Origin of the sequence: Burkholderia sp. E168m15 (assembly GCF_016586105.1) — a bacterium.
In the GTDB taxonomy this organism is placed as follows: Bacteria; Pseudomonadota; Gammaproteobacteria; order Burkholderiales; family Burkholderiaceae; genus Burkholderia; species Burkholderia orbicola.
Genome location: NZ_BCPO01000162.1, coordinates 50,183 through 71,090, shown reverse-complemented (window position 1 = coordinate 71,090; position 20,908 = coordinate 50,183). Strand labels below are relative to the sequence as shown.

Annotated in this window: 21 protein-coding genes and 1 tRNA gene; 11 read left to right on the top strand and 11 right to left on the bottom strand. The window is 66.7% G+C overall.

Annotated features, from left to right (window positions below; translation table 11 throughout):
- Positions 1 to 90: 90 nt before the first annotated feature.
- On the bottom strand, positions 91 to 816 hold the full coding sequence (locus JMF86_RS24145; protein WP_011548316.1) for a ZIP family metal transporter: 726 nt from the start codon (positions 814 to 816) through the stop codon (positions 91 to 93).
- 165 nt (positions 817 to 981) lie between these two features.
- On the bottom strand, positions 982 to 2,277 hold the full coding sequence (locus tag JMF86_RS24140) for an O-acetylhomoserine aminocarboxypropyltransferase/cysteine synthase family protein (RefSeq protein WP_011548315.1): 1,296 nt from the start codon (positions 2,275 to 2,277) through the stop codon (positions 982 to 984).
- A gap of 149 nt (positions 2,278 to 2,426) precedes the next feature.
- Between JMF86_RS24140 and JMF86_RS24135 the strand changes: the two genes are divergently transcribed.
- Complete coding sequence (locus tag JMF86_RS24135) at positions 2,427 to 3,095, top strand: O-methyltransferase (protein ID WP_011548314.1); 669 nt, start codon at positions 2,427 to 2,429, stop codon at positions 3,093 to 3,095.
- Between the two features lie 9 nt (positions 3,096 to 3,104).
- Here JMF86_RS24135 and JMF86_RS24130 read toward each other — a convergent pair whose 3' ends face one another.
- The 5 genes from JMF86_RS24130 to JMF86_RS24110 form a co-directional block, all read right to left on the bottom strand.
- Positions 3,105 to 4,256, bottom strand: a complete 1,152-nt coding sequence (locus tag JMF86_RS24130) for a DUF1176 domain-containing protein (RefSeq protein ID WP_172593297.1) — start codon at positions 4,254 to 4,256, stop codon at positions 3,105 to 3,107.
- Positions 4,257 to 4,515: 259 nt separating this feature from the next.
- Positions 4,516 to 5,331: a nucleotidyltransferase domain-containing protein gene (locus JMF86_RS24125; RefSeq protein ID WP_011548312.1), complete on the bottom strand. Its 816-nt coding sequence runs from the start codon at positions 5,329 to 5,331 to the stop codon at positions 4,516 to 4,518.
- 55 nt (positions 5,332 to 5,386) lie between these two features.
- Positions 5,387 to 6,610, bottom strand: a complete 1,224-nt coding sequence (locus JMF86_RS24120; RefSeq protein WP_011548311.1) for an RtcB family protein — start codon at positions 6,608 to 6,610, stop codon at positions 5,387 to 5,389.
- 61 nt (positions 6,611 to 6,671) lie between these two features.
- Complete coding sequence (locus JMF86_RS24115; RefSeq protein WP_011548310.1) at positions 6,672 to 7,811, bottom strand: slipin family protein; 1,140 nt, start codon at positions 7,809 to 7,811, stop codon at positions 6,672 to 6,674.
- Between the two features lie 256 nt (positions 7,812 to 8,067).
- Positions 8,068 to 8,140, bottom strand: a tRNA-Phe gene (locus JMF86_RS24110).
- Positions 8,141 to 8,478: 338 nt separating this feature from the next.
- On the opposite strand from JMF86_RS24110, the gene rtcR reads away from it, so the two are divergent.
- Positions 8,479 to 10,095: an RNA repair transcriptional activator RtcR gene (gene rtcR, locus JMF86_RS24105; protein ID WP_011694660.1), complete on the top strand. Its 1,617-nt coding sequence runs from the start codon at positions 8,479 to 8,481 to the stop codon at positions 10,093 to 10,095.
- A gap of 83 nt (positions 10,096 to 10,178) precedes the next feature.
- Positions 10,179 to 10,718 carry an SUKH-3 domain-containing protein gene (locus JMF86_RS24100; protein WP_011548308.1) on the top strand — a complete coding sequence of 180 codons (540 nt, stop codon included), beginning with the start codon at positions 10,179 to 10,181 and terminating at the stop codon, positions 10,716 to 10,718.
- A 12-nt stretch (positions 10,719 to 10,730) separates the two neighbouring features.
- Here JMF86_RS24100 and JMF86_RS24095 read toward each other — a convergent pair whose 3' ends face one another.
- Positions 10,731 to 11,327, bottom strand: a complete 597-nt coding sequence (locus tag JMF86_RS24095) for a nuclear transport factor 2 family protein (RefSeq protein ID WP_011548307.1) — start codon at positions 11,325 to 11,327, stop codon at positions 10,731 to 10,733.
- 139 nt (positions 11,328 to 11,466) lie between these two features.
- Between JMF86_RS24095 and JMF86_RS24090 the strand changes: the two genes are divergently transcribed.
- The gene (locus JMF86_RS24090) at positions 11,467 to 12,009 is read left to right on the top strand and encodes a MarR family winged helix-turn-helix transcriptional regulator (protein ID WP_011548306.1); all 543 of its coding nucleotides are present in this window, start codon (positions 11,467 to 11,469) and stop codon (positions 12,007 to 12,009) included.
- Between the two features lie 19 nt (positions 12,010 to 12,028).
- Here JMF86_RS24090 and JMF86_RS24085 read toward each other — a convergent pair whose 3' ends face one another.
- Entirely contained in the window at positions 12,029 to 13,240 is a 1,212-nt protein-coding gene (locus JMF86_RS24085; protein WP_041489420.1) for an IscS subfamily cysteine desulfurase, read from the bottom strand.
- A 275-nt stretch (positions 13,241 to 13,515) separates the two neighbouring features.
- Here JMF86_RS24085 and JMF86_RS24080 point away from each other — a divergent pair, with 275 nt between their 5' ends.
- The 4 genes from JMF86_RS24080 to JMF86_RS24065 all read left to right on the top strand — a co-directional run bounded on the left by JMF86_RS24080 (position 13,516) and on the right by JMF86_RS24065 (position 16,748).
- Positions 13,516 to 14,043 carry a flavin reductase family protein gene (locus JMF86_RS24080; protein ID WP_050768810.1) on the top strand — a complete coding sequence of 176 codons (528 nt, stop codon included), beginning with the start codon at positions 13,516 to 13,518 and terminating at the stop codon, positions 14,041 to 14,043.
- Between the two features lie 35 nt (positions 14,044 to 14,078).
- The gene (locus JMF86_RS24075) at positions 14,079 to 15,557 is read left to right on the top strand and encodes a 4-hydroxyphenylacetate 3-hydroxylase family protein (protein WP_011548303.1); all 1,479 of its coding nucleotides are present in this window, start codon (positions 14,079 to 14,081) and stop codon (positions 15,555 to 15,557) included.
- A gap of 50 nt (positions 15,558 to 15,607) precedes the next feature.
- Positions 15,608 to 15,994 carry a hypothetical protein gene (locus JMF86_RS24070; RefSeq protein ID WP_012338573.1) on the top strand — a complete coding sequence of 129 codons (387 nt, stop codon included), beginning with the start codon at positions 15,608 to 15,610 and terminating at the stop codon, positions 15,992 to 15,994.
- A gap of 64 nt (positions 15,995 to 16,058) precedes the next feature.
- Positions 16,059 to 16,748: a DUF2848 domain-containing protein gene (locus JMF86_RS24065; protein WP_041489492.1), complete on the top strand. Its 690-nt coding sequence runs from the start codon at positions 16,059 to 16,061 to the stop codon at positions 16,746 to 16,748.
- 25 nt (positions 16,749 to 16,773) lie between these two features.
- On the opposite strand, the gene JMF86_RS24060 is transcribed toward JMF86_RS24065, so the two are convergent.
- Both JMF86_RS24060 and JMF86_RS24055 read right to left on the bottom strand, forming a co-directional pair.
- On the bottom strand, positions 16,774 to 17,526 hold the full coding sequence (locus JMF86_RS24060) for a bifunctional 2-polyprenyl-6-hydroxyphenol methylase/3-demethylubiquinol 3-O-methyltransferase UbiG (protein WP_011548300.1): 753 nt from the start codon (positions 17,524 to 17,526) through the stop codon (positions 16,774 to 16,776).
- A gap of 13 nt (positions 17,527 to 17,539) precedes the next feature.
- Entirely contained in the window at positions 17,540 to 18,166 is a 627-nt protein-coding gene (locus JMF86_RS24055) for a LysE family translocator (protein ID WP_006490488.1), read from the bottom strand.
- A 166-nt stretch (positions 18,167 to 18,332) separates the two neighbouring features.
- Between JMF86_RS24055 and JMF86_RS24050 the strand changes: the two genes are divergently transcribed.
- From JMF86_RS24050 to JMF86_RS24040, 3 genes are all read left to right on the top strand, one after another.
- Positions 18,333 to 19,133, top strand: a complete 801-nt coding sequence (locus JMF86_RS24050) for a helix-turn-helix domain-containing protein (protein ID WP_011548299.1) — start codon at positions 18,333 to 18,335, stop codon at positions 19,131 to 19,133.
- 120 nt (positions 19,134 to 19,253) lie between these two features.
- The gene (locus JMF86_RS24045; RefSeq protein ID WP_011548298.1) at positions 19,254 to 19,673 is read left to right on the top strand and encodes an ATP--cob(I)alamin adenosyltransferase; all 420 of its coding nucleotides are present in this window, start codon (positions 19,254 to 19,256) and stop codon (positions 19,671 to 19,673) included.
- A 106-nt stretch (positions 19,674 to 19,779) separates the two neighbouring features.
- Positions 19,780 to 20,784, top strand: a complete 1,005-nt coding sequence (locus JMF86_RS24040; protein WP_011548297.1) for a LysR family transcriptional regulator — start codon at positions 19,780 to 19,782, stop codon at positions 20,782 to 20,784.
- Positions 20,785 to 20,908: the final 124 nt, after the last annotated feature.

Sequence of the window (20,908 nt, the reverse complement as noted above, 5' to 3'; positions counted from 1 at the left end):
CGGGTGTCACGCCGGTCAACGGCACGCGCATCGTCGACACCTATCCGACCGGCGCGACGACCTGGTAAGCGCCGCGCCGTCGTGCGCGGCTTACCCGGCCTTCACCGATCCTTCGATCAGGAAGAACACGATGAAGCCGATGAAGAACGCGGCCGTCGCGAACGGCGTTTCGGGCACCTCGTGGGCTTCGACCAGCAATTCCTCGGTGACGAGGTACAACAGCGCGACGGTGCCCAGGCCCAGGAGCGCTGCATAGATATTCGCCGGCAGCCCGGCGAATGCCGCATTGCCGGCAACGGCCGCGACGCTCAGCAGCGCCGCCAGCGCGACCGGCACGACGATCGCCAGCATGCGGCCGACGCCGGCCGCGGCCAGCGCCGCGCTGACCGACAGCGCGAGGAACAGCACCTCGAGCGTTAGAGCAACGGTCAGGATGATGCCGCTTTCGTCGCTCGCGGAAAAGGCGATGCCGAGCACCAGGCCGTCGACGACGAGGTCGATCGCGGTGACGATGATCAGGCTCACCGGCAAACGGGCTTCCTCGAAGCGCGTTTCGATCGCGCCCGACAGCGCGCGGATCGCCAGCATCAGCGCGATGCCGAGCACGAAACCGACGACGACTGGAAACAGCGCATGCGCGCGGTCCTGCGGCAGCAGTTCGAGCGCGGCGGCCGCGAACACGATGCCGCCGGTGAAATGCTGGATCACGCTCGACGTTTTCGGGCCGGGCGCGCGCCATGCGGCCGCGAGGGCGCCGAAACAGGCCGCCAGCACGGGCGGTAACGTGAGCAACGCAAGCTTCGCGGTCGGTGTCATGAGTCCTCTCAGCGGTTGGTGTGCGGCAGCGGAAGCCGCGTGGCACGATCGTACGCGCCGGGCATTGCCCCGGCGTCAACCGGGGGATTGAACACCTTGAAGCCGCTCCAGAGTCAAGCGGTTTGATGCGGACGCACCGGCAAGGGGCCGGCGCGCCCGTTGCGGTCAAAGCTGCGCGAGCGCCTGGTCGAGATCGGCGAGCAGGTCGTCGATATGCTCGATGCCGATCGACAGCCGCACCGTTTCCTCCTTCACGCCGGCCTTCGCGAGTTCGGCCGGCGACAACTGCCGATGCGTGGTGGAGGCCGGGTGCGTTGCGAGCGACTTGGTATCGCCGATGTTCACGAGCCGCGTGAACAGCTTCAGCGCATCCTGGAACTTCGCACCGCCGTCGCGGCCGCCTTTCACACCGAATGTCAGGATGCCCGGCGCCCGGCCCGACAGGTAGCGGACGACGAGCGGATGATCGGGGTGATCGGGCAGGCCCGCATAGTTCACCCATTCGACGTGCTCGTGGCGCGCGAGATGCTGCGCGATCTTCAGCGCGTTGTCGCTGATCCGCTCGACCCGCAGCGCGAGCGTCTCGATCCCCTGCAGGATCTGGAACGCGTTGAACGGCGAGATCGCCGCGCCCATGTTGCGCAGCGGCACCACGCGGGCGCGGCCGATATACGCGGCCGGCCCGAACGCTTCGGTATAGACGACGCCGTGATAGCTGACGTCCGGCTCGTTCAGCCGCTTGAAGCGGTCCGCGTGCTCGGCCCACGGGAATTTGCCCGAATCGACGATCGCGCCACCGAGGCTCGTGCCGTGCCCGCCGAGATACTTCGTCAGCGAATGCACGACGATGTCCGCGCCGTGCTCGAACGGGCGCAGCAGGTACGGCGACGGCACCGTGTTGTCGACGATCAGCGGAATGCCGTGGCGATGCGCGACCTCCGCGAGCGCGGCGATGTCGGTGACGTTGCCGAGCGGGTTGCCGACCGATTCCGCGAAGATCGCCTTCGTGCGCGCGTCGATCAGCGGTTCGAACGAGGAAGGATCGCGCGGGTCGGCGAAGCGCGTGGTGATCCCGTATTGCGGCAGCGTGTGCGCGAACAGGTTGTAGGTGCCGCCGTACAGCGAACTCGCGGACACGATGTTGTCGCCGGCTTCGGCGATCGTCTGGATCGCGTATGTGACGGCGGCTTGCCCCGACGCGAGCGCGAGCGTGCCGATGCCGCCCTCGAGCGCGGCGATCCGCTGCTCGAGCACGTCCGTCGTCGGGTTCATGATCCGAGTGTAGATGTTGCCCTGGACCTTCAGGTCGAACAGGTCGGCGCCGTGCTGCGTGTCGTCGAATGCGTACGCAACGGTCTGGTAGATCGGGACGGCGACCGCGCGCGTGGTCGGGTCGGGACGATAACCGCCGTGCACGGCGATGGTTTCGAGACGCCAGTTCGAATGGGCCTGATCGGTCATGGGTGCTCCGTTTGTTGTTGTGAAGGTCGAGGGGGCCTGCCGTCCGGCGATTATAGGAGCACGTGTGCCGCTGCCCTTAGAACGAATGGTGGGTTGCTTATGGGCGCGCGGCGCATAGAATGCCCTTTTCCGCAAACGATAGGTGCGCGATGAATCAGGATCGGTGGAACCAGGTGGATGCGTATTTCTCGGCGACGCTCGTGCCGTCCGACGCCGTGCTCGACGCCGCGCTCGCGGCGAGCGACGCGGCCGGGCTGCCGGCGATCAACGTCGCGCCGAACCAGGGCAAGCTGCTGCAACTGCTCGCGACGATCCGCGGCGCGCGACGGATTCTCGAAGTCGGCACGCTCGGCGGCTACAGCACGATCTGGCTGGCACGCGCATTGCCGCCGGGCGGCTCGCTGATGACGCTCGAGCTGAACCCGGCACATGCGAAGGTCGCGACGGAGAACATCGCGCGCGCCGGGTTTGCGCAAGTCGTGTCGGTGGTGGTCGGCAGCGCGAAGGATAGTCTTGCGCGGCTCATCGACGCCGGGGAGGCGCCGTTCGACTTCATCTTCATCGATGCGGACAAGGACAACAACGCCGTTTATCTCGACGCGGCGCTGAAGCTGTCGCGGCCCGGCACGGTGATCGTCGTCGACAACGTCGTGCGCAATGGGCGCGTGGCCGATCCGGACAATCGCGAGCCGGACGTGGTCGGCGTGCGCGAGGGGTTCGCGCGCCTCGTGGCCGAGCCGGCGCTCGCGACGACAGCCGTGCAGACGGTCGGGCAGAAGGGCTGGGACGGGTTCTCGATCTCGATCGTCGGCGCGTGACGTGGTGCGTCAGTGCGGGTTGGCTGCCGCATCGGCCCGTCGATACAGGCGTGGCCACTGATCGTCGAACAAGCCGTTGCAAGTGCCGTGTGTGGCGATATCGCTGAGCACGAAGTGCCGGCCGTCGAAGATCCACGATGCGGTCGAGCCGCAATCGCCTGCACTGCGCAGTCTGACCTTACTCGATAGCGTCGCGCTGGCGGGATCGTAGCCGGCGTCGGTCAGTTCGTTTGCGAACGACGCCGAATCGAGTCCCGCGTTCGCGTTCTCGCCGAAATTCATCGCCGTCGGCGAGTAGGGCGCAGTTCGCCGCACGCGATACCACAGGTCGGTGTGGTTATACATGCTGCTGGTCTGGCACGGTATCGCGACCAGCGCTTCGTCGGCGGAGACCGCCACGGCAGTCGACGCCTTCCTGCGATCGCCCGCCGGCATTTCGTCTTCGACATCGGCCGCACATTGCTTCACGTCGCCGCCGAACTTCGCGAGCACCGCATCGACGAGCGGCCGTTGCTCCGCGGCCGACAGGTTTGCGACGGCCGGGGCCGGCGTGACGGCGGGTGGCAATGCCGGTGCGACGGGCACCGCCGACGCCGGCCGGGTGCCCGGGCGCAGCAACGCCGTGACGGTGCCGACACGGCCCTGCGTGTCGTCGATCAACAGCAGCGCGGCACTCAATCCCGTCAACGGTGTGCGGGCGGTTTGTGCCGACGCCGGATCGCCGAAGCTCAGCAGTTGCGCATTGCGCGACGCAGTGAGCCATGCGGCAACCGTTGCCGGATCGTTGGTCCGGATCCGGAACGGGTGCGCGTCGTCATCGTCCGGTTTGCCGCCGAACGCATGCCATCGGGCCGCCATTGCATCGAACGGGCGACCATCCACGCGCGCGCTGCGCAGGTCCAGCGGCGCCGACGCATAGATGTCGAGCGAGGCTTGCGCGTCCGGGCCGGCATCGCGCGTCACGCGCAGGATGAGGCTGGTGCGTGCATCATCGATATCGTCCGCATGGCTTTCGGCAATGCAGCGGTTGCCGTTGTCGCAAACGACCGACCAGTTCTTGAAGTCGCGTTCGACCGGTGGCCGCGCGAGCGGGCGAGCCTCGGCAACGAACGGGGAAACGGCGAGGAGGGCGGCGATGGCGAGCGAAAGGCGGTGCGACATGACGGTTCGTATCGACTGTGGATGGGCGGGCGGAAGATGTCGGACTGCAAGCGCATCGTCAGCAGGCGGGGCAGGTCGAAGGCTGCGGCGCATGCGGCGGCGCGCTGTGCCGAACGGCATCGAGTATACCGCCGCGATGGGCTGTGAATCGTGACGACGACACGTAGTACGCGGGCACGATCGTTGCTCGCCTGTATTGATCGGACGAGTGCTGATGCAAAAATGGCGCGATCCCCGGAGGCATCGCGCCGTTCACTTTTCATCGGCCGTCGACCACGTCGCGCAGGAACGCATCGAGCATCGCCACGTCGCCCCACGGCCGCTTGTATTCGCGATCGTGTTCGGCATCGGCGAGCATCGTCTCGACCAGCGCGTGGATCGCCGGCCGGCGCGGCCCGTATTCGCTTTCGTTCGCGCTCATCTTCAGCGCGAGCAACGCATCGAGCTCCGCGCGCACCGTCGGCTCGTGCACGGTCCCGTCGACGAGATCGACGAAGCGCATCGGCGGCATGCCGAGCCCCATGTCGATCCAGCGGACCGCGAGCAGCGGACGCAGTACGTACAAGTACTTCTTGTAACGCACCGTGTCGCCTTGCAGATAGCCGCGAAAATTTTTCTTTGCCATCGAGAGGTAGTGATGACGCCCGCGTACCGGCGAGAAGAACGCCGATGCCAGCGACCTGAGCCGCGGCGCCCAGCGCGCATCTTCGCGATACACGACGGGCGAGTCGAGCCATTCGAGCAGCGTCGGGTTCGAGCGTCGCAGCAGTTGCAGCGCCTTGCGCAATTCCCAGCCGCTGACGTCGAGCTCGTCGTCGAGCGGCCGCTCGATCACGTCGCGTTGCGGTTCGACGCTCAGGTACCAGTCGCGCCGGTGTGCGTACACGAAGCGTACGTCGTAATCGCTGTCCGGCGAAGCGAATCCCCAGCCGCGGCTGCCCGATTCGCACGCGAACAGCACGCATACATCATGGCGGCGTTCGACTTCCGCGAGCTCCGCCATCACGCGTGCCCGCACCACCGGGTCGATCGGATGCGCGCTGCGCACGGTCGTCATTGCCTTGTCGGTTTTCATCGTTGTCGTTTTCCTTTCGTTGTGCGCGGCCGCTGGCCCTCGGCCGCACACCGCGCTATCCCTTCACACACACCACCTGGCGCAGCGTATGCACCACTTCGACGAGGCTGCGCTGAGCCGCCATCACCGCGTCGATGTCCTTGTACGCCATCGGGATTTCGTCGACGACGCCCGCGTCCTTCCGGCATTCGACGCCTTGCGTCGCCTTCGCCTGATCGTCGGCCGTGAAGCGACGCTTCGCTTCGGTGCGGCTCATCGTCCGGCCCGCGCCGTGGCTGCAGGAGCAGAAGCTTTCCGGGTTGCCGAGCCCGCGCACGATGAAACTCTTCGCGCCCATCGAGCCCGGAATGATCCCGAGTTGCCCCTTCTGCGCGGACACCGCGCCCTTGCGCGTCACGAGCACGTCTTCGCCGAAGTGGCGCTCGCGCTGCACGTAGTTGTGGTGACAGTTCACCGCGTGCTCGTCGACCGAGAACGGCTTCGCGATCACGCCGCGCGCCGCGCCGATCACCGCGTCCATCATCGCCTGCCGGTTGCGCCGCGCGTAGTCCTGCGCCCAGCCGACCGCTTCGACGTAATCGTCGAAGTGCCGGCTGCCTTCGGTGAAATACGCGAGATTACGGTCGGGCAGGTTCGCGATGTGCTGCCGCATGTCGGCCTGCGCGAGTTCGATGAACAGGCTGCCGATCGCATTGCCGACGCCGCGCGAGCCGCTGTGCAGCATGAACCACACGCGGTCCGCCTCGTCGATGCACACTTCGATGAAGTGGTTGCCGGTGCCGAGCGTGCCGAGATGCGCGTAGTGGTTCGTCTTTGCCAGCTTCGGATACTTGTCGACGATGCGCTGAAAGCCCGGCTGCAGCGATTTCCACGCGTCGGTCACGGCGGCCGGCGTGCGATCGCCCCACGCGCCCGGATCGCGGCGGCCCGGCGCACGGCCGTGCGGCACCGCGCATTCGATCGCGCTGCGCAGCCCGCCAAGCGAATCGGGCAGGTCGGCCGCCGTCAGCGTCGTGCGCGCGGCCATCATCCCGCAGCCGATGTCGACGCCGACCGCGGCCGGGATGATCGCGCCCTTCGTCGGAATCACGCTGCCGATCGTCGAGCCCTTGCCGAGGTGCACGTCCGGCATCACCGCAACGTGGCCGAAGATGAACGGCATCTGCGCGGTGTTGCGCAGTTGCGCGCGCGCTTCGTCCTCGACGGCGACACCTTGCGTCCACATCTTCACCGGCTTGCCGTTCGCCAGTTCCATCACCTGATAATCCATGTCGGTCATTTGCTTCACCTGATTCATTTCGGGACCGGCGCGACCCATCTGCATCGCGCCGGAGCCTGCATTACGTGCCCTTGATGCTGACGAGCCCGTTCAGCACCTGGTCGAGACCGCCGAACACCGAGATGCGGTCGATCCGTTCCGCGACGCGCTCGAGCGTTTCCAGCTCCTTGAGCCGCAGTGCGGTCGGGTTTTCTTCCATCACCTTCGCGGTGTTCAGCAGCGAACGCGTGGCCGCCGTTTCCTCGCGGCGGCGAATCACGTTCGCCTGCGCGGATTTCTCCGCTTCGACCACCTGCGCGAGGATCGTCTTCATGTCGCCCGGCAGCACGATATCCTTCACGCCGACGCTGCGCACGTCCACGCCCGAACCGTCGAGACGGGCGCGCACGTGCGCGATCACGACCTCGTCGAGCGACTGCTTGTCCTCCAGCAACTCGTCGAGCGAGCGCGTGCCGACCGCCGAACGCAGCGCGAACTGCAACTCGCGATACAGGTGTTCGACCGGCTTCTGCAACTGGCCGAACGCTTGCAGCACGTCCGCATAACGCCACGTCGCCGACAGGTTCAGCCGCAGCGCGACCTTGTCGCGCGTCAGGATTTCCTGCCCGCCGACCTCGATCGCCTGCAAGCGCAGATCGACCAGCTCGACCGCGACGTCGCGGTTGAAGCGCCAGAACGCCGACGCGCCCGCGTCCAGCAACCGCTCGATCTTGCCGTCGACCTTCAGCACGCCGACGTGGTACGCCGGCACCTGCGCCAGCAGCACGCCCGTCAGCCCCGCCACGCCGCGCGCACGCAGCGACGGTTGCGCGATGCGCTTCACCAGCGCGGCGGGCAGCATGCTGTCCTGCGCGAGATCGATGCGCTCCAGCCGGTGCGCGGTCAGGCCGCGCCAGTACAGCCGGCGCGTGCCCGGCGCCAGAATCTCGACGAGCACGTCGTCTTCGTAGCGCAGGCCGGCTTCGTCGTCGGCGAGATCCATCGCGACGAAATACCGCGCGAGCACGTCCGGTGCGTCGTGACGCAGGTAGTCGGCCAGCGCTTCGTCGGCGAGCGGCGCGTCGAGACGCGCGGTCTGCACCGACAGGCGCTTGAACGGATCGAAGGCCTTGAACACGCCTGGTTCCAGCACCTTCACGAAATCGCCCTCGCTCATCAGCAGCGCGCGTTCGTTCTTTTTCACCACATGACGCTTCCACATATTTTTGTCCTTTTCTTCAATGGCCGCCGGGTAACGCGCATCGTGCGGATCGCGGGGCGACGCAATCGGGCGGGCGGCGCGCTGGCCGGCGTCGAAGTGCATGGCGACGCCTGCTGCATTGCGTCGTCGTGCGCCTTCGCGCGGGCCGTGCGGCCGCCCGGCCGATCGCGCGGAACCGCAACCGGTCCGACGCGCGGCGGGCCTGTCGGCCCGCACCGGCGGGTACTGCCTTCATACGAGACCGTCCTTGCGGACAGCGTTCGAGCGGGATTTGAACCCGCCACCGGCCGGCTTTCGCCGGCTGCTCCACCTGGCTGAGCTTTCGAACAATGGGCGCCCCGGGATTCGAACCCAGGCGAGGCATCCTGGCGCGCGCCCCTTTGCCTTCGTCTGTCCATGGCGGCATGCGCTACCGCGACGAACGAGGTTCGGCGGCGGCGCACCAGCAGGGCTTGTTGAACCCTGGCTCGTGGGCCAGCGGGACATCCGGCGTCTTTTATTTAGCGAGGAGCGTGCCAGTGAGCGGCTGGCGCTTCTGGAAATCTCTCAACACATTGAAGTTAAAAGGGAATTATCTGTTTTGCAGTGTCTGGCATCGACGCTGTCGGCACGTCACGATCCTGCATATTCGATACAATTGGATCGCTTCTTATCCCATGAGATAAACATGCGCAAAACCGTTGCGATCGGTTTTCTCGGCACCGTGCTCGACCAAGGCGGCCGCGCGCCGCGCCGTTACCGCAAATGGCGGCCGACGATTTCGCTGTGCGAGCAGCCCGACCTGCCGATCGACCGGCTCGAACTGCTGCATTCGCTGGACTACACGCGTCTCGCCAACCAGGTGCGGGACGATCTCGCGCGCGTGTCGCCGCGAACCGACGTGCGGCTCACGCCGGTCACGATCCACGATCCGTGGGATTTCGAGGAGGTTTATGCGACGCTGCACGATTACGCACGCGCGTACCCGTTCGACCTCGAACACGAGGATTACCTGATCCACATCACGACCGGCACGCACGTCGCGCAGATCTGCTGGTTCCTGCTCGCGGAAGCGCGCTATCTGCCCGCGCGCCTCGTGCAGACCGGGCCGCCGCAGCGGACCGACGAAGGGCCGAGCGGGCCGGGCACGATCTCGGTGATCGATCTCGACCTGTCGCGCTACAACCGGATCGCGCAGCGCTTCACGCGCGAGCGCGACGAAACGGTGTCGTTCCTGAAGGCCGGCATCGCGACGCGCAACGCGCGCTTCAATGCGCTGATCGAGCAACTCGAGCGCGTGGCGGTGCGTTCGCGCGCGCCGATGCTGCTGGTCGGGCCGACGGGGGCCGGCAAGTCGTTTCTCGCGAAGCGCGTGTACGAGCTGAAGCGTGGCCGGCATCGGCTCGCGGGGCCGTTCATCGAGATCAACTGCGCGACGCTGCGCGGCGACGCGGCGATGTCGACGCTGTTCGGTCACGTGAAGGGTGCGTTCACAGGGGCGCAGTCGGCGCGGGCGGGGCTGCTGCGCGCGGCGGACGGCGGGCTGCTGTTTCTCGACGAGATCGGCGAACTCGGGCTCGACGAACAGGCGATGCTGCTGAAGGCGATCGAGGAGAAGCGCTTCCTGCCGGTCGGCGCGGACGTCGAGGCGACCAGCGATTTCGAACTGATCGCGGGCACGCACCGCGATCTGCGGCAGATGGTGGCGGCCGGCACGTTCCGCGAGGACCTCTATGCGCGGATCAACCTCTGGACCTATGAATTGCCGGGACTGGCCGAGCGCCGTGAGGACATCGAGCCGAACCTCGAATTCGAGCTCGACCGTTTCGGTCGCGAGCAGGGCGAGCAGGTGCGGTTCAACGTCGAGGCGAAGCGGCGCTATCTCGCGTTCGCGGCCTCGCCGCGCGCGACGTGGGCCGGCAACTTCCGCGAGCTGTCGGCGTCGGTCACACGGATGGCGACGCTGGCCGATGCGGGGCGCATTACCGAGGCGCTCGCCGAACAGGAAGTCGAGCGGCTGACGCGCACGTGGTCGTCGCCGGGTGGCGCGAGTATGGCGGACGCGTGCGTCGACGCGGTGTTCGGTGCGCGTGCGGCGGAACTCGACCTGTTCGATCGTGCGCAGCTCGAACGCGTGCTCGACGTGTGCCGCACGTCGGCGAGCCTGTCGGAAGCCGGGCGCACGCTGTTCGCGGTGTCGCGGCAGAGCAAGAAGCAGCCGAACGACGCGGACCGGCTGCGCAAGTATCTCGCGCGGTTCGGGCTCGATTGGGACGGTGTGCGGCGCGCGCTCGACGGTGTGTGAGGGCGAGCGCGGCGCATGATGTCCGCGCTGCGGAGAGCGTTCGCGCGTGTCGTATCGTATGCGGTAACTTCAGGAGCATTCTAGTGATCGAGATTCCGTTGACGGTCAGGCCGTTGTTTGTCGCGGCCGGGTGGTGCGGCCCTGCCGACGGCCGCCTGTCGGCCCGCGACGGCGAACATCCGGGTGATGCGATCCTGCGTGAATTCGGCACGTTGATCGTGGGTGCGGAGCCGGCCCGGCGCAGCGGGGAAACCTGCGCGCCGATGGGAATCGCGTTTCGCGCACTGGAGCGTCAGGATGAACAGATTGCCGCGTGGGAGCGGGCGCTCGACACGACGATGATCGGAATCGCCGAGGACGATCTCGGCTACGTCGAGTTTTATGTCGATACGCAGGGCCGCGTGTTCACGACGAATTGCGTGATGGACGGCGTCTATCTGGCGGGATTCACGTTCGGCGACGCGATCGAACGCACGCTGCTCGGGCGGGTCTCGATTCCGCTATTGCTCGACAAGCAGGCGTCGATCGCCTATTACGGCGCGCATCTGACGGGCGACGACCCGCGCGTCATGACGGCCGCGCAGTTGCGGGCCGGCAATGACGGATCGCGCGCGGCGCCGTGATGCGGCGGAGCTTCAGCCGATGGCCGACGCGGCCGCCTCCTGGAACGGGGCCAGGAATGCCCAATCCGAATGCGCCGCCGCGATGTCCGCCAGCCCGCGCGCGAACGCGTGCACCGGCAGCCACGGATACCCGAACGCCGCGTGCAGCCGATCGAGTTTCAACGACTGCGGATCGTCGATCGTATCCATCCGTGCGATATGAATGTGCAGCGCGGCAACCCGCGCAACGTCGTCGTTTTCACCATCGATGGCGAACTGCCAGCGGTACGTGCCGTGTCCGATCCGCAGCGCGCCGCTGTCCTTTTGCCGCATCACGACGAGCCACGGCATGCTGCTGACGCCGTGCTCATCGACGGGCGGGGTCGTGCAGACGTAATAGGTTCGGCACTGCTCGAACCGCTCGCCGAATGCCTCGACCAGCGTATGCGCAATGGCCGCCGCGCCCGTCACGCGCGGCGGAAAATCGATGTCGTCGTTGGCGAGGGAAAAGCTCAGTTCGGCATTGGCCGCGAAGCAGTCCGCGATCAGCGCGGCCTGGTTCAGGTCCTTCGCGCGCAGATAGCATTCGAGCAGCGCGCGAACCGTGGCGGGATGAAGCGGGAAGGGCATGTTCGAGCCTCCTGTGTCGGGAAAGTATCGGGAAATCGGGCCGCCTGCAGGCCGCTAGGCTGGCCGAGGCCGCCGGTGCCTTTGCCGTATAATTTCGTTCCAAAGCTAAATTCGCATGACCGCACGGAGCGTCGACGTCATGGCCAAGCAGCAAGAGGAGTCCGTTCTGACCATTACCAACCCGGCCTGCCTGATCGACGGCACGGACACGGAATTTCGCCACCTGATCAACGGGCTGCTGCCGTTCGCGGCGCGCCTGCTGTCGGTGCGCGACGGTTTCGGCTCGTTGATCGGCCTCACCGGCATCCAGTATTCGCTGCTCGTGTCGGTCGCCCATCTGTCGCATGACGACGTCGTGACCGTCAACCGCCTCGCCGATCATCTGCACCTGAGCGGCGCGTTCGTCACGATCGAGACCGGCAAGCTGAAGAAGCTCGGCCTGATCGACAAACGCCCGGACCCCGACGACAAGCGCAAGATGCGGCTCACGGTCACGCCGGCCGGCTCGAAGCTGCTGAAAGCGCTCGTCGATACGCAGCAGCGCATCAACAACGTGCTGTTCGAAGGCGTGACGAAAACCGAATTCAAGGCGCTCTGCTCGGTGATCGACCGCCTCGTCACCAACGGCGATCGCGCGACGCTCGATCTCGCGCACATGATCGCTCGCCAGGAAAAAGGCTGACACGCGCCGGCTGCCGCGCTCAGTGCGCGGCCCACTCGATCGTATCCAGGTCGACCCCTTCGAGATGCATGTCCCACAGCGGGCTCAATTCGCGCAGCTTGCCGACCGTGTCGCGCACCTGCGCGATCACGCTGTCGACCTCGGCTTCGGTCGTGAAGCGGCCGAGCGTGAAGCGGATCGAGCTGTGCGCGAGCTCGTCGCTTCGACCGAGCGCACGCAGCACGTAAGACGGCTCCAGCGACGCCGACGTGCACGCCGAGCCTGACGACACCGCGACGCCCTTGATTCCCATGATCAGCGATTCGCCTTCGACGAAATTGAAGCTGACGTTCAGGTTGTGCGGAATCCGGCGTGCGAGGTCGCCGTTCACGTAAACCTCGTCGAGCGTCGACAGGCCGGCCAGCAGCCGGTCGCGCAACGCGCCGACGCGGCGGCTTTCCTCTGCCATTTCTTTCTTCGCCAGCCGGAACGCTTCGCCCATCCCGACGATCTGGTGCGTCGGCAGCGTGCCGGAACGCATTCCGCGCTCGTGGCCGCCGCCGTGCATCTGCGCTTCGATGCGCACACGCGGCTTGCGGCGCACGTACAGCGCGCCGATTCCCTTCGGGCCGTACACCTTGTGCGCGGTCACCGTCAGCAGGTCGACGTTCAATGCATTCACGTCGACCGGAATCTTGCCGGCCGCCTGCACCGCATCGCAGTGGAACACGATGCCGCGTGCGCGGCACAGTGCCCCGATCTCGGCCACCGGCTGGATCACCCCCGTTTCGTTGTTCGCGAGCATTACCGACACGAGGATCGTGTCGGCGCGCAGCGCCTGCCGTAACCCATCGAGGTCGAGCAGGCCGTCCTCCCGCACGTCGAGGTACGTGACGTCGAAGCCCTGGCGCTCGAGTTCGCGACACGTATCGAGCACGGCCTTGTGTTCGGTCTTCACCGTCACGAGGTGCTTGCCTTGGCCCTGATAGAAGTGCGCCGCGCCCTTGATCGCGAGGTTGTTGCCTTCGGTCGCGCCGGACGTCCATACGATTTCGCGCGGATCGGCGCCGAGCAGCGCGGCGACGTGCGCGCGCGCTTCCTCGACCGCCTGCTCGGCATCCCAGCCGTAGCTGTGGCTGCGTGAAGCCGGGTTGCCGAACTGCTCGTGCAGGAACGGCACCATCTTGTCGACCACGCGCGGATCGACGGGCGTCGTCGCGCTGTAGTCCATGTAGATCGGACGGGATTGCATCGAAAGGGACTCCGGAAAGCGACGTTTCGCGTGGGTCGCGAGCGCCGGTGAATACGGTTGGCGCAGTGTACGTGGACATTCGCGCGAGCCGCGCAACATCCATCCCGCCAGTATGGTTGTCTTTCAAACAAAGCTTTCAAGATCAGGGTTTACGACATCTTGAACCGGCTTTTGTGTTTACATTTAATAAAAGCTAAATAAAAAAGCTAATTAACGGTGCTTTGTTGATGCGGATTCCTCAGGGGAATCCGGAAATGCAACCCAAGGAGAACGAGATGAGCGAGAACCACGCAGGAACCGGCGCGGATGCCGACGAGCAGCGGCGTTTCCGCGCCGCGCTGTCGATGTTCGCGACGGGCGTCGCGGTGATTACCGCCCCGCGCAAGGAGGGGATGCCGATCGGCATCACGGTCGCGTCGTTCAATTCGGTGTCGCTGGACCCGCCGCTGATCCTGTTCTCGGTCGACCGCCGCAGCCTGAGCCTCGGCGACCTGGCCGGCGCGGATGGCTACGCGGTCAACGTGCTTGACGAGACGCAGCAGCACCTGTCGAACTCTTTCGCGAAAGCGAACGGCGACAAGTGGGGCTGGCGCGGCGGCGCGGCTGGCGACGACGGCATGGTGCTGCTGCCTGACGCACTCGCGACGTTCGAATGCGAACCGTATGCGCAGTACGACGGCGGCGACCACGTGATTTTCGTCGGCCGCGTGACGCGGCACCGCGCGCGCTCGGACGGACGCCCGCTGATCTTCTTCGGCGGTCGTTACCGCGCGCTCGACGGCGCGCATGCGCCATCCATGTGAATGCAACCCACGATTCATTCCCCCAGGAGCACATCATGATCAAGAACGGCACTCAGCACATCGCGTCGCTGCGCGACGGACGGCAGGTCTACCTGAACGGCCAGCCGGTCGGCGACGTGACCGCGCACGCGGCATTCCGCAATTCGATCCGCAGCTACGCGAGCCTGTACGACTACCAGGCGCGCGACGAGAACGTCGAGAAGATGACGTTCGTGTCGCCCGACTCGGGCAACCGCGTGAGCCGGATCTGGCAACTGCCGACGTCCTATGACGAACTCGTCGAGCGCCGTGCCGCGCTGGAAGCGTGGTCGGAGCTGCATTACGGCTTCATGGGCCGCTCGCCCGACCACGTCGCGTCGTGTCTCTCCGGCATGTATATGGGCGCCGACGTGTTCGAACAATACGACCCGGCACGCGCCGGCGCGCTGCGCGACTACTACCGTTATGCACGCGACAACGACCTGTTCCTGACCTACGTGATCGTGAATCCGCAGGCGAACCAGTCGAAGGCCGCGCACGAACAGGAGGACAAGTACCTCGCGGTCGGCATCGTCGATCAGGATGCCGAAGGCATCACGGTGCGCGGTGCGAAGATGCTCGCGACGAGCGGGATCATGGCGAACGAGGTGTTCTGCAGCTGCATCCAGCCGCTGCGCGAAGGCGACGAGATGTATGCGCTGTCGTTCGCGGTGCCGATGAACGCGAAGGGCATGAAGATCATGTCGCGCAAGTCGTACGAGGAGAGCGCGACGTCGGTGTTCGACAACCCGCTGTCGAGCCGCTTCGACGAGAACGACGCGGTGCTGTACTTCGACGACGTGAAGGTGCCGTGGGAGCGGATCTTCGTCGCCGGCAATACGGCGATGTGCGCGAAGCAGTTCCACGCGACACCCGCACACGTGTACCAGAACTATCAATGCCAGGTGCGCCTGATGACGAAGCTGCGCTTTCTCGTCGGGCTCGGCCTGAAGATCTCCGAGGTCAACGGAACGAACACGTTCCCGCAGGTGCGCGAAACGCTGGGCCAGCTCGCGGCCGAAGCGTCGATGGTCGAGGCGTGGGTCTACGGGATGGAAGCGAAGGGCACGGTCGTCAACGGCTTCTACGTGCCCGACCGCAACATGCTGTACGGCTCGCAGGTCGTCACGCAGCAACTGTATTCGAAGGTGCTCAACACACTGCGCGAGCTCGCCGGCGGCGGAATGATCATGTTGCCGTCCAGCGTGCGCGATTTCGAGAACCCCGACCTGCTGCGCATCATCGAGAAGACGCAGAAATCGCCGGTGTGCTCGTCGGAGGAACGCGTGAAGTTCTTCAAGCTCGCGTGGGACGCGGTCGGCTCCGAATTCGCGTCGCGCCACAACCAGTACGAACTGTTCTATGCCGGCGCGTCGTTCGTCACGAAGGGCCATGCGTATCGCACGTACGACTGGCAGCGTGCGTCGCATCTGGTCGATTCGATGCTCGGCAGCTATTCGCTGAACCAGGAACTGTCGACGCCGCGTGCCGCTTGACTAGCCGCATCGCAACCCCTTTTACCCGCTATCGCAATCAGGAGAGACAGATGGCCATCAACAAGCTTCACGACGAATTCCACACGCTGGACATGCAGCGCGACTGGCGGCTGCCGGAAGGCTATGACCCGGCGTCCGGCGCGCAGGAGCTGATCTTGTCCGGCGCGCTCGACACCGAGCGCAAGCGCGGCAGCCGCACGCGCCTGCTGCGCCTGCCGGCCGGGCTGCACACGAAGCAACCGTTCGTGCACGACTACTGGGAAGAGGTGTTTCTGGTCGAAGGCGACCTGACCGTCGGCAACGACGAGCACGGCGACGGCGGCACGCCGTTCAAGGGCTACACGTACGCGGTGCGTCCGCCCGGCGCGTGGCATGGCCCGTTCAAGTCGAACGGTGGCTGTGTGCTGCTGGAAATCCACTATTACGATCCGGCCTGAGTTCGGCCGATCCATGACAGACGGCGGGCCGCTGTATCGCGCGGCCCGCGACGAGGAGCATTCGATGAAAACCATCACGTTCGCGATCGACGGTCGCGACGGGCGCACCGAGCGCGCGATCGCGATCCACACGCTCGTGATCGCGGGCTGGACCGGCCGCGATACGGTCGCCATGGAAAGGCATATCCGCGAGCTGGAAGCGCTCGGCGTCAAGCGCCCGGCGGCGACGCCGGTGTTCTACCGCGTCGCGGCCGATCGCCTCGATCCGTCGCCGGCGATCCAGGTCTCGGGCGGGCAGAGCAGCGGCGAAGCGGAATTCGTGCTGGTGCGAGACGGTGGCGACACGTTCGTCGGCATCGCGTCCGACCACACCGACCGCGAGGTCGAGACATACGGCATCACGGTCTCGAAGCAGATGTGCGGCAAGCCGTGCGCGAACACGCTGTGGAGGCTCGACGACGTGACCGGTCACTGGGATCGGCTGGTGTTGCGTGCATACGCGACGATCGACGGCGAGCGCGTGCTGTATCAGGAAGGTAGCGTGACCGCGATGCGCACGCCGGACGATTTGCTCGCGCAGTTCGCGCGCGACGGCGGCCGCTTCGAGGACGGCACCGCGATGCTGTGCGGCACGCTCGCGGCGATCGGCGGCATCCGGCCGGCCGAGCGGTTCGAGGTCGAGCTGGAAGATCCGGTGCTGGGCCGCACGATCCGGCATGTGTATGCGGTGGACACGTTGCCCGTCGCGGGCTGACGCGAACCGAACCGCGAATGCGCGCTCAAGCGCGACAGATCGCAATGATCTCCGCGCTCGTCGCCTCGTCGAATGGCGCGTGCTCCCAGTCGCCGTACCAGTCGGCCGACACGAAACCGGCTGCCGTCACGCGCGCCTGCAATTCGGCGTGCGCGATGAAACGCAGCCGGCTCGTATTCGCCAGCAGCGTATCGTCGCGGCGGAAGCGGTAGTGCGTGTCGAACGTCACGATCGCGCCGTCGATCGCCCGCGCCGCGTGATGGAGATCGACGATGCCGAGTTCGTGCGACTCGACGCTGCGTGCCGATTGCGCGGGTGTCCATGCTCGCCACGGTTCGGTGCGCGGGTTGCGGGTATCGAACAGGAAGCAGCCGCCGTCGTCGAGCACGCGTCGCACGCCGCGCAGTGTCGCGTCGATGTCGTCGTCGGTCAGCAGGCACTGGAACGCGTGCCCGGTCATCACCACAGCATCGAACGGCGCACCGGGCGGCAGGCCGTCGAGCGCGCACGCGAACCAGCGTACGGCGTCGGCACCCGGCTGGCGTCGCGCGTAATCGATCATCGCCGGCGCGGGATCGATCGCGACGACGTCATGCCCGGCCGCCGCGAGCCGCCGCGCGAACGTGCCGGTGCCGCAACCGAGATCGAGGATGCGTCGCCGGGCGGCGCCGATCGCGGCGGCGTAGAACGCGAAGTCCCGATCGCCCGCGTTGAACAGGTCGTACACCGCGACGAGGCGCGGGTCGGTGTAGAGCAGGTCCGCGTCGGCGCGCGTCATGCGGCCGCTTGCGTCAGCGCTGCTGCACGGCTACCCGCAGCCCGAGCGCGATGAAGATCGAGCCGATGATCTTGCCCTGCCAGCGCGTGAGCCACGTGAGCCGCTTCACGATGCGGCCGAGCGGGCGGATCGAGCATGCGATCAGCGTCGTGTAGAGCGAGCTGAGCACGACGAAGATCAGCCCGAGCACCGCGAACTGCACGAACGTCGAGCCGCGTTCCGGATGCACGAACTGCGGCATGAACGCGAGAAAGAACAGCGCGGTCTTCGGATTCAGCACTTCGGCGGGAATCGCCTGCAGGTACGCCTTGAGCGGCGTGACGGGCGACACCTGCGGCAGCGACGGATCGGACGGTTTCTCGAGCAGCGCCCGCACGCCGAGATAGATCAGGTACGCGGCGCCGACCAGCTTCACGACGTTGAACGCGAGTGCCGACGTCATCAGCAGCGCCGACAGCCCGACGGCCGCGAACAGCGTATGCACGAAGTCGCCGCTCGCGACGCCGAGGCCGGTCAGGATGCCGGTCTTGCGCCCACCCTGCACGGTGCGGCTCAGCACGAGCAGCACGGCGGGGCCAGGGATCAGGAACAGGCCCAGAACGACGGCCGTAAAGGTGGTCAGCGTGGTCAGGTCGAACATGGCGGCTCCGGCAGGTTGGCGCGGCGGCAGGGGATCGGCGCATTGTATTCGGTTCGGCGCGCGGCCGCAGACGCGCCCTCGAACGGCGCGGCTGCGTCGGCGCCTTTCTGGTATAAGCACGACAGGACGCGCAGGCGTCCGGCCTTTTTTCACAGCCCGTCGTTCCATGCGCGACCTTCCATCGATCACCGATCCTGCCGCGGACGCCGACGTCTATCACGTGCCGCGTCCGCTCGTCGTGTTCGGCGGCTCGGTCGTCGAGCCCGAGTGGCGGCTGGAGCGGCACAGCCATCGCCAGGCGCAGCTGCTCTACACGCTGAGCGGGGTCATCTATTGCGAGATCGACGGCGGCGTGTGGACCGCGCCGCCGCAATGCACGGTCTGGATTCCCGGCGATGTCCCGCATGCGGCGCGCGGCTCGGCCGGCGCCACTTTCTACGCGGTACTGGTCGAACCCGACGCGGCGCTCGACCTGCCCACGCGCTGCTGCACGCTCGCCATGTCGCCGCTGTTGCGCGAGCTGCTGCTGAAGGCGGCCAGCTTCCCGAACCTGTACGACGTCGACGGGCCGCAAGGGCGGCTGGTGGCGACGCTGCTCGACGAGCTCGTCGCGGCCCCGGTCGAGGACTTGTACTTGCCGATGCCGGCCGATCGCCGGCTGCGCAAGCTGATCGACCATCTGCTCGACGACCCGGCCGACAAGTCGCCGCTGCCCGAACTCGCGCGGCGTGCGGGCATCAGCGAGCGCAGCCTGACGCGCCTCGCGACGAAGGAGCTCGGCATGAGCCTCGGCGACTGGCGCCGGCGGCTGCACGTCGCGCTGTCGCTGCGGATGCTGACGACCGGCCGCCGCGTGCATCAGATCGCGATCGATCTCGGCTACGAGAGCGCGAGCAGCTTCGTCACGATGTTCCGCAAGGCGACCGGTAAGCCGCCGACGCAATTCCTGACCGACCGGCAACGCTGAACCGCCGGACTGCGCGCCCGCGCCCGTTTGGCCGGATTGAAAAAGCAGTTGGCCGGGATGAGAAATGACGCATGAGGGCTCGATCCATAAAATGAGAATCGTTCTCATCTGGAGGCCGACATGCAAATCACCACGACCGAATTTCCGTTTGTCTGGCTGCGTTACAGCGGCTCGACCCACACCGATCCCGCCCGACTGATTGCCGAACTCGACGCGTTGCTCGCGCGCCGCGAGCGCTTCGTTCTTCTGACCGACGATGCGCCGTCCGGCGACGACCGCGCCGACAACGATCACGAGATGCGCAAGCAGCTCGCGAAGTGGAGCAAGGCCAACCGCGCGCTGTCGCGCGAATGGATTCCCGGGATGATCGCGATCGAGCCCAATGCGGCGCGGCGCGTGGCGCTCAATGCCTTTTCGGGCGCCTTCGAGAAAGTCTGGGGCTATCCGCTGAACGCGGCGGCGAGCCGCGACGACGCGCTGGCGCTCGCGCAACGGCTGCTCGCCGAACCGGCGCCCGGCATCGCGGCCGCGAACGCCTGACCCGACGGCCGCGCCGCTCGCGCGACTTGCGTCGACCTCGACCTCGTCACGTCGCACGGTGTGCGCACGCGCGCCGCGGCCTATCGCAACCACGCAGAGGTGTCCGGTGGACAATCCGATCCGCGCGATGCGCATCTTCACGCGCATCGTCGAAATGAACAGCTTCACGCGCGCGGCGCAGGCGCTCGGCATTTCGCGCGCCACCGCCACGCGCACCGTGCAGGAGCTCGAAGCGGCGCTCGGCATGCCGCTGCTGGTGCGCACGACGCGCGCGTTGCGGCCGACGCCCGAAGGCGACGCGTATTACCGGCGCTGCGTCAGCATCACGGCGGACGTCGACGAGCTCGAAGCCAGCATCCGCGGCGCCGCGCTGCATCCGAGCGGGCCGCTGCGCGTCGAGCTGCCGGCGTCGGTGGCGAGCACGATCGTGTTGCCGGCGCTCGGCGAATTTCATGCGCGGCATCCCGATCTCGAGCTGACGCTTGCCGTGGCGGGGCGCGCGGGCGACCGCATCGGCGACGCGATCGACTGCAGCATCCGGCTCGGTGCGCTGCCCGATTCGTCGCTCGTCGCGCGTCGGCTCGGCTCGCTCGAACGCGTGACGTGCGCGAGCCCCGCGTATCTCGACCGCTTCGGCGTGCCGCGCACGCCCGACGATCTGGGCGCGCATCGCGCGGTAGGCGGGTCGCACGTGTTCGGCCAGCGTTCGGCGGAGCTCGAGTTCGTGGTGGACGACGCGGTACGCAAGGTGCGGCTCGACGGCATCGTCAGCGTGGACGACGAGCAGGCGTATCTCGCCTGCGGCGTGCACGGCCTCGGGTTGATCCAGCCGACGCGCGTTGCCGCGCAGCCGCTGATCGATGCGGGACGGCTGCGGGAAGTGTTGGCGGGCTGGCAACCCGATGCGCTGGCCGTGTCGGCCGTCTACGTGAAGCGGCCGCACGTGTCGCCCGGCGTGCGCGCGTTCGTCGACTGGATCGCGGAGCGTTTCGTGCAGGCCGGATACGAGCAGGAAGGGCTGGCGGCGGCGGGGGCGGTGGGGTGGCGGCCGGCGCTGCCGGGTGCAGCCGCTACCGGCGATCGCTACAGCGGACTGGTAGCGGTGGCGTGACGGCAGCAGACTGACGGAAGACCTCGAGCAGCGTTCGCGAGGCGGAACGCGCCGGCCATCCATTCGATCTGTATCGAACGATGTAAATATTTTGGCGATTCAGCACGAAATTCGCCGGAATATT

Excerpts from the sequence above, each read along its gene's own strand:
- JMF86_RS24120 (WP_011548311.1), bottom strand. The coding sequence starts at position 6,610 with ATGACCGACATGGATTATCAGGTGATGGAACTGGCGAACGGCAAGCCG.
- JMF86_RS24130 (WP_172593297.1), bottom strand. The coding sequence starts at position 4,256 with ATGTCGCACCGCCTTTCGCTCGCCATCGCCGCCCTCCTCGCCGTTTCC.
- JMF86_RS24135 (WP_011548314.1), top strand. The coding sequence starts at position 2,427 with ATGAATCAGGATCGGTGGAACCAGGTGGATGCGTATTTCTCGGCGACG.
- JMF86_RS24140 (WP_011548315.1), bottom strand. The coding sequence starts at position 2,277 with ATGACCGATCAGGCCCATTCGAACTGGCGTCTCGAAACCATCGCCGTG.
- JMF86_RS24145 (WP_011548316.1), bottom strand. The coding sequence starts at position 816 with ATGACACCGACCGCGAAGCTTGCGTTGCTCACGTTACCGCCCGTGCTG.
- JMF86_RS24115 (WP_011548310.1), bottom strand. The coding sequence starts at position 7,811 with ATGTGGAAGCGTCATGTGGTGAAAAAGAACGAACGCGCGCTGCTGATG.
- JMF86_RS24080 (WP_050768810.1), top strand. The coding sequence starts at position 13,516 with ATGAGCGAGAACCACGCAGGAACCGGCGCGGATGCCGACGAGCAGCGG.
- JMF86_RS24085 (WP_041489420.1), bottom strand. The coding sequence starts at position 13,240 with ATGCAATCCCGTCCGATCTACATGGACTACAGCGCGACGACGCCCGTC.
- JMF86_RS24060 (WP_011548300.1), bottom strand. The coding sequence starts at position 17,526 with ATGACGCGCGCCGACGCGGACCTGCTCTACACCGACCCGCGCCTCGTC.
- JMF86_RS24065 (WP_041489492.1), top strand. The coding sequence starts at position 16,059 with ATGAAAACCATCACGTTCGCGATCGACGGTCGCGACGGGCGCACCGAG.
- JMF86_RS24055 (WP_006490488.1), bottom strand. The coding sequence starts at position 18,166 with ATGTTCGACCTGACCACGCTGACCACCTTTACGGCCGTCGTTCTGGGC.
- JMF86_RS24125 (WP_011548312.1), bottom strand. The coding sequence starts at position 5,331 with ATGAAAACCGACAAGGCAATGACGACCGTGCGCAGCGCGCATCCGATC.
- rtcR (WP_011694660.1), top strand. The coding sequence starts at position 8,479 with ATGCGCAAAACCGTTGCGATCGGTTTTCTCGGCACCGTGCTCGACCAA.
- JMF86_RS24070 (WP_012338573.1), top strand. The coding sequence starts at position 15,608 with ATGGCCATCAACAAGCTTCACGACGAATTCCACACGCTGGACATGCAG.
- JMF86_RS24090 (WP_011548306.1), top strand. The coding sequence starts at position 11,467 with ATGGCCAAGCAGCAAGAGGAGTCCGTTCTGACCATTACCAACCCGGCC.
- JMF86_RS24075 (WP_011548303.1), top strand. The coding sequence starts at position 14,079 with ATGATCAAGAACGGCACTCAGCACATCGCGTCGCTGCGCGACGGACGG.
- JMF86_RS24050 (WP_011548299.1), top strand. The coding sequence starts at position 18,333 with ATGCGCGACCTTCCATCGATCACCGATCCTGCCGCGGACGCCGACGTC.
- JMF86_RS24095 (WP_011548307.1), bottom strand. The coding sequence starts at position 11,327 with ATGCCCTTCCCGCTTCATCCCGCCACGGTTCGCGCGCTGCTCGAATGC.
- JMF86_RS24045 (WP_011548298.1), top strand. The coding sequence starts at position 19,254 with ATGCAAATCACCACGACCGAATTTCCGTTTGTCTGGCTGCGTTACAGC.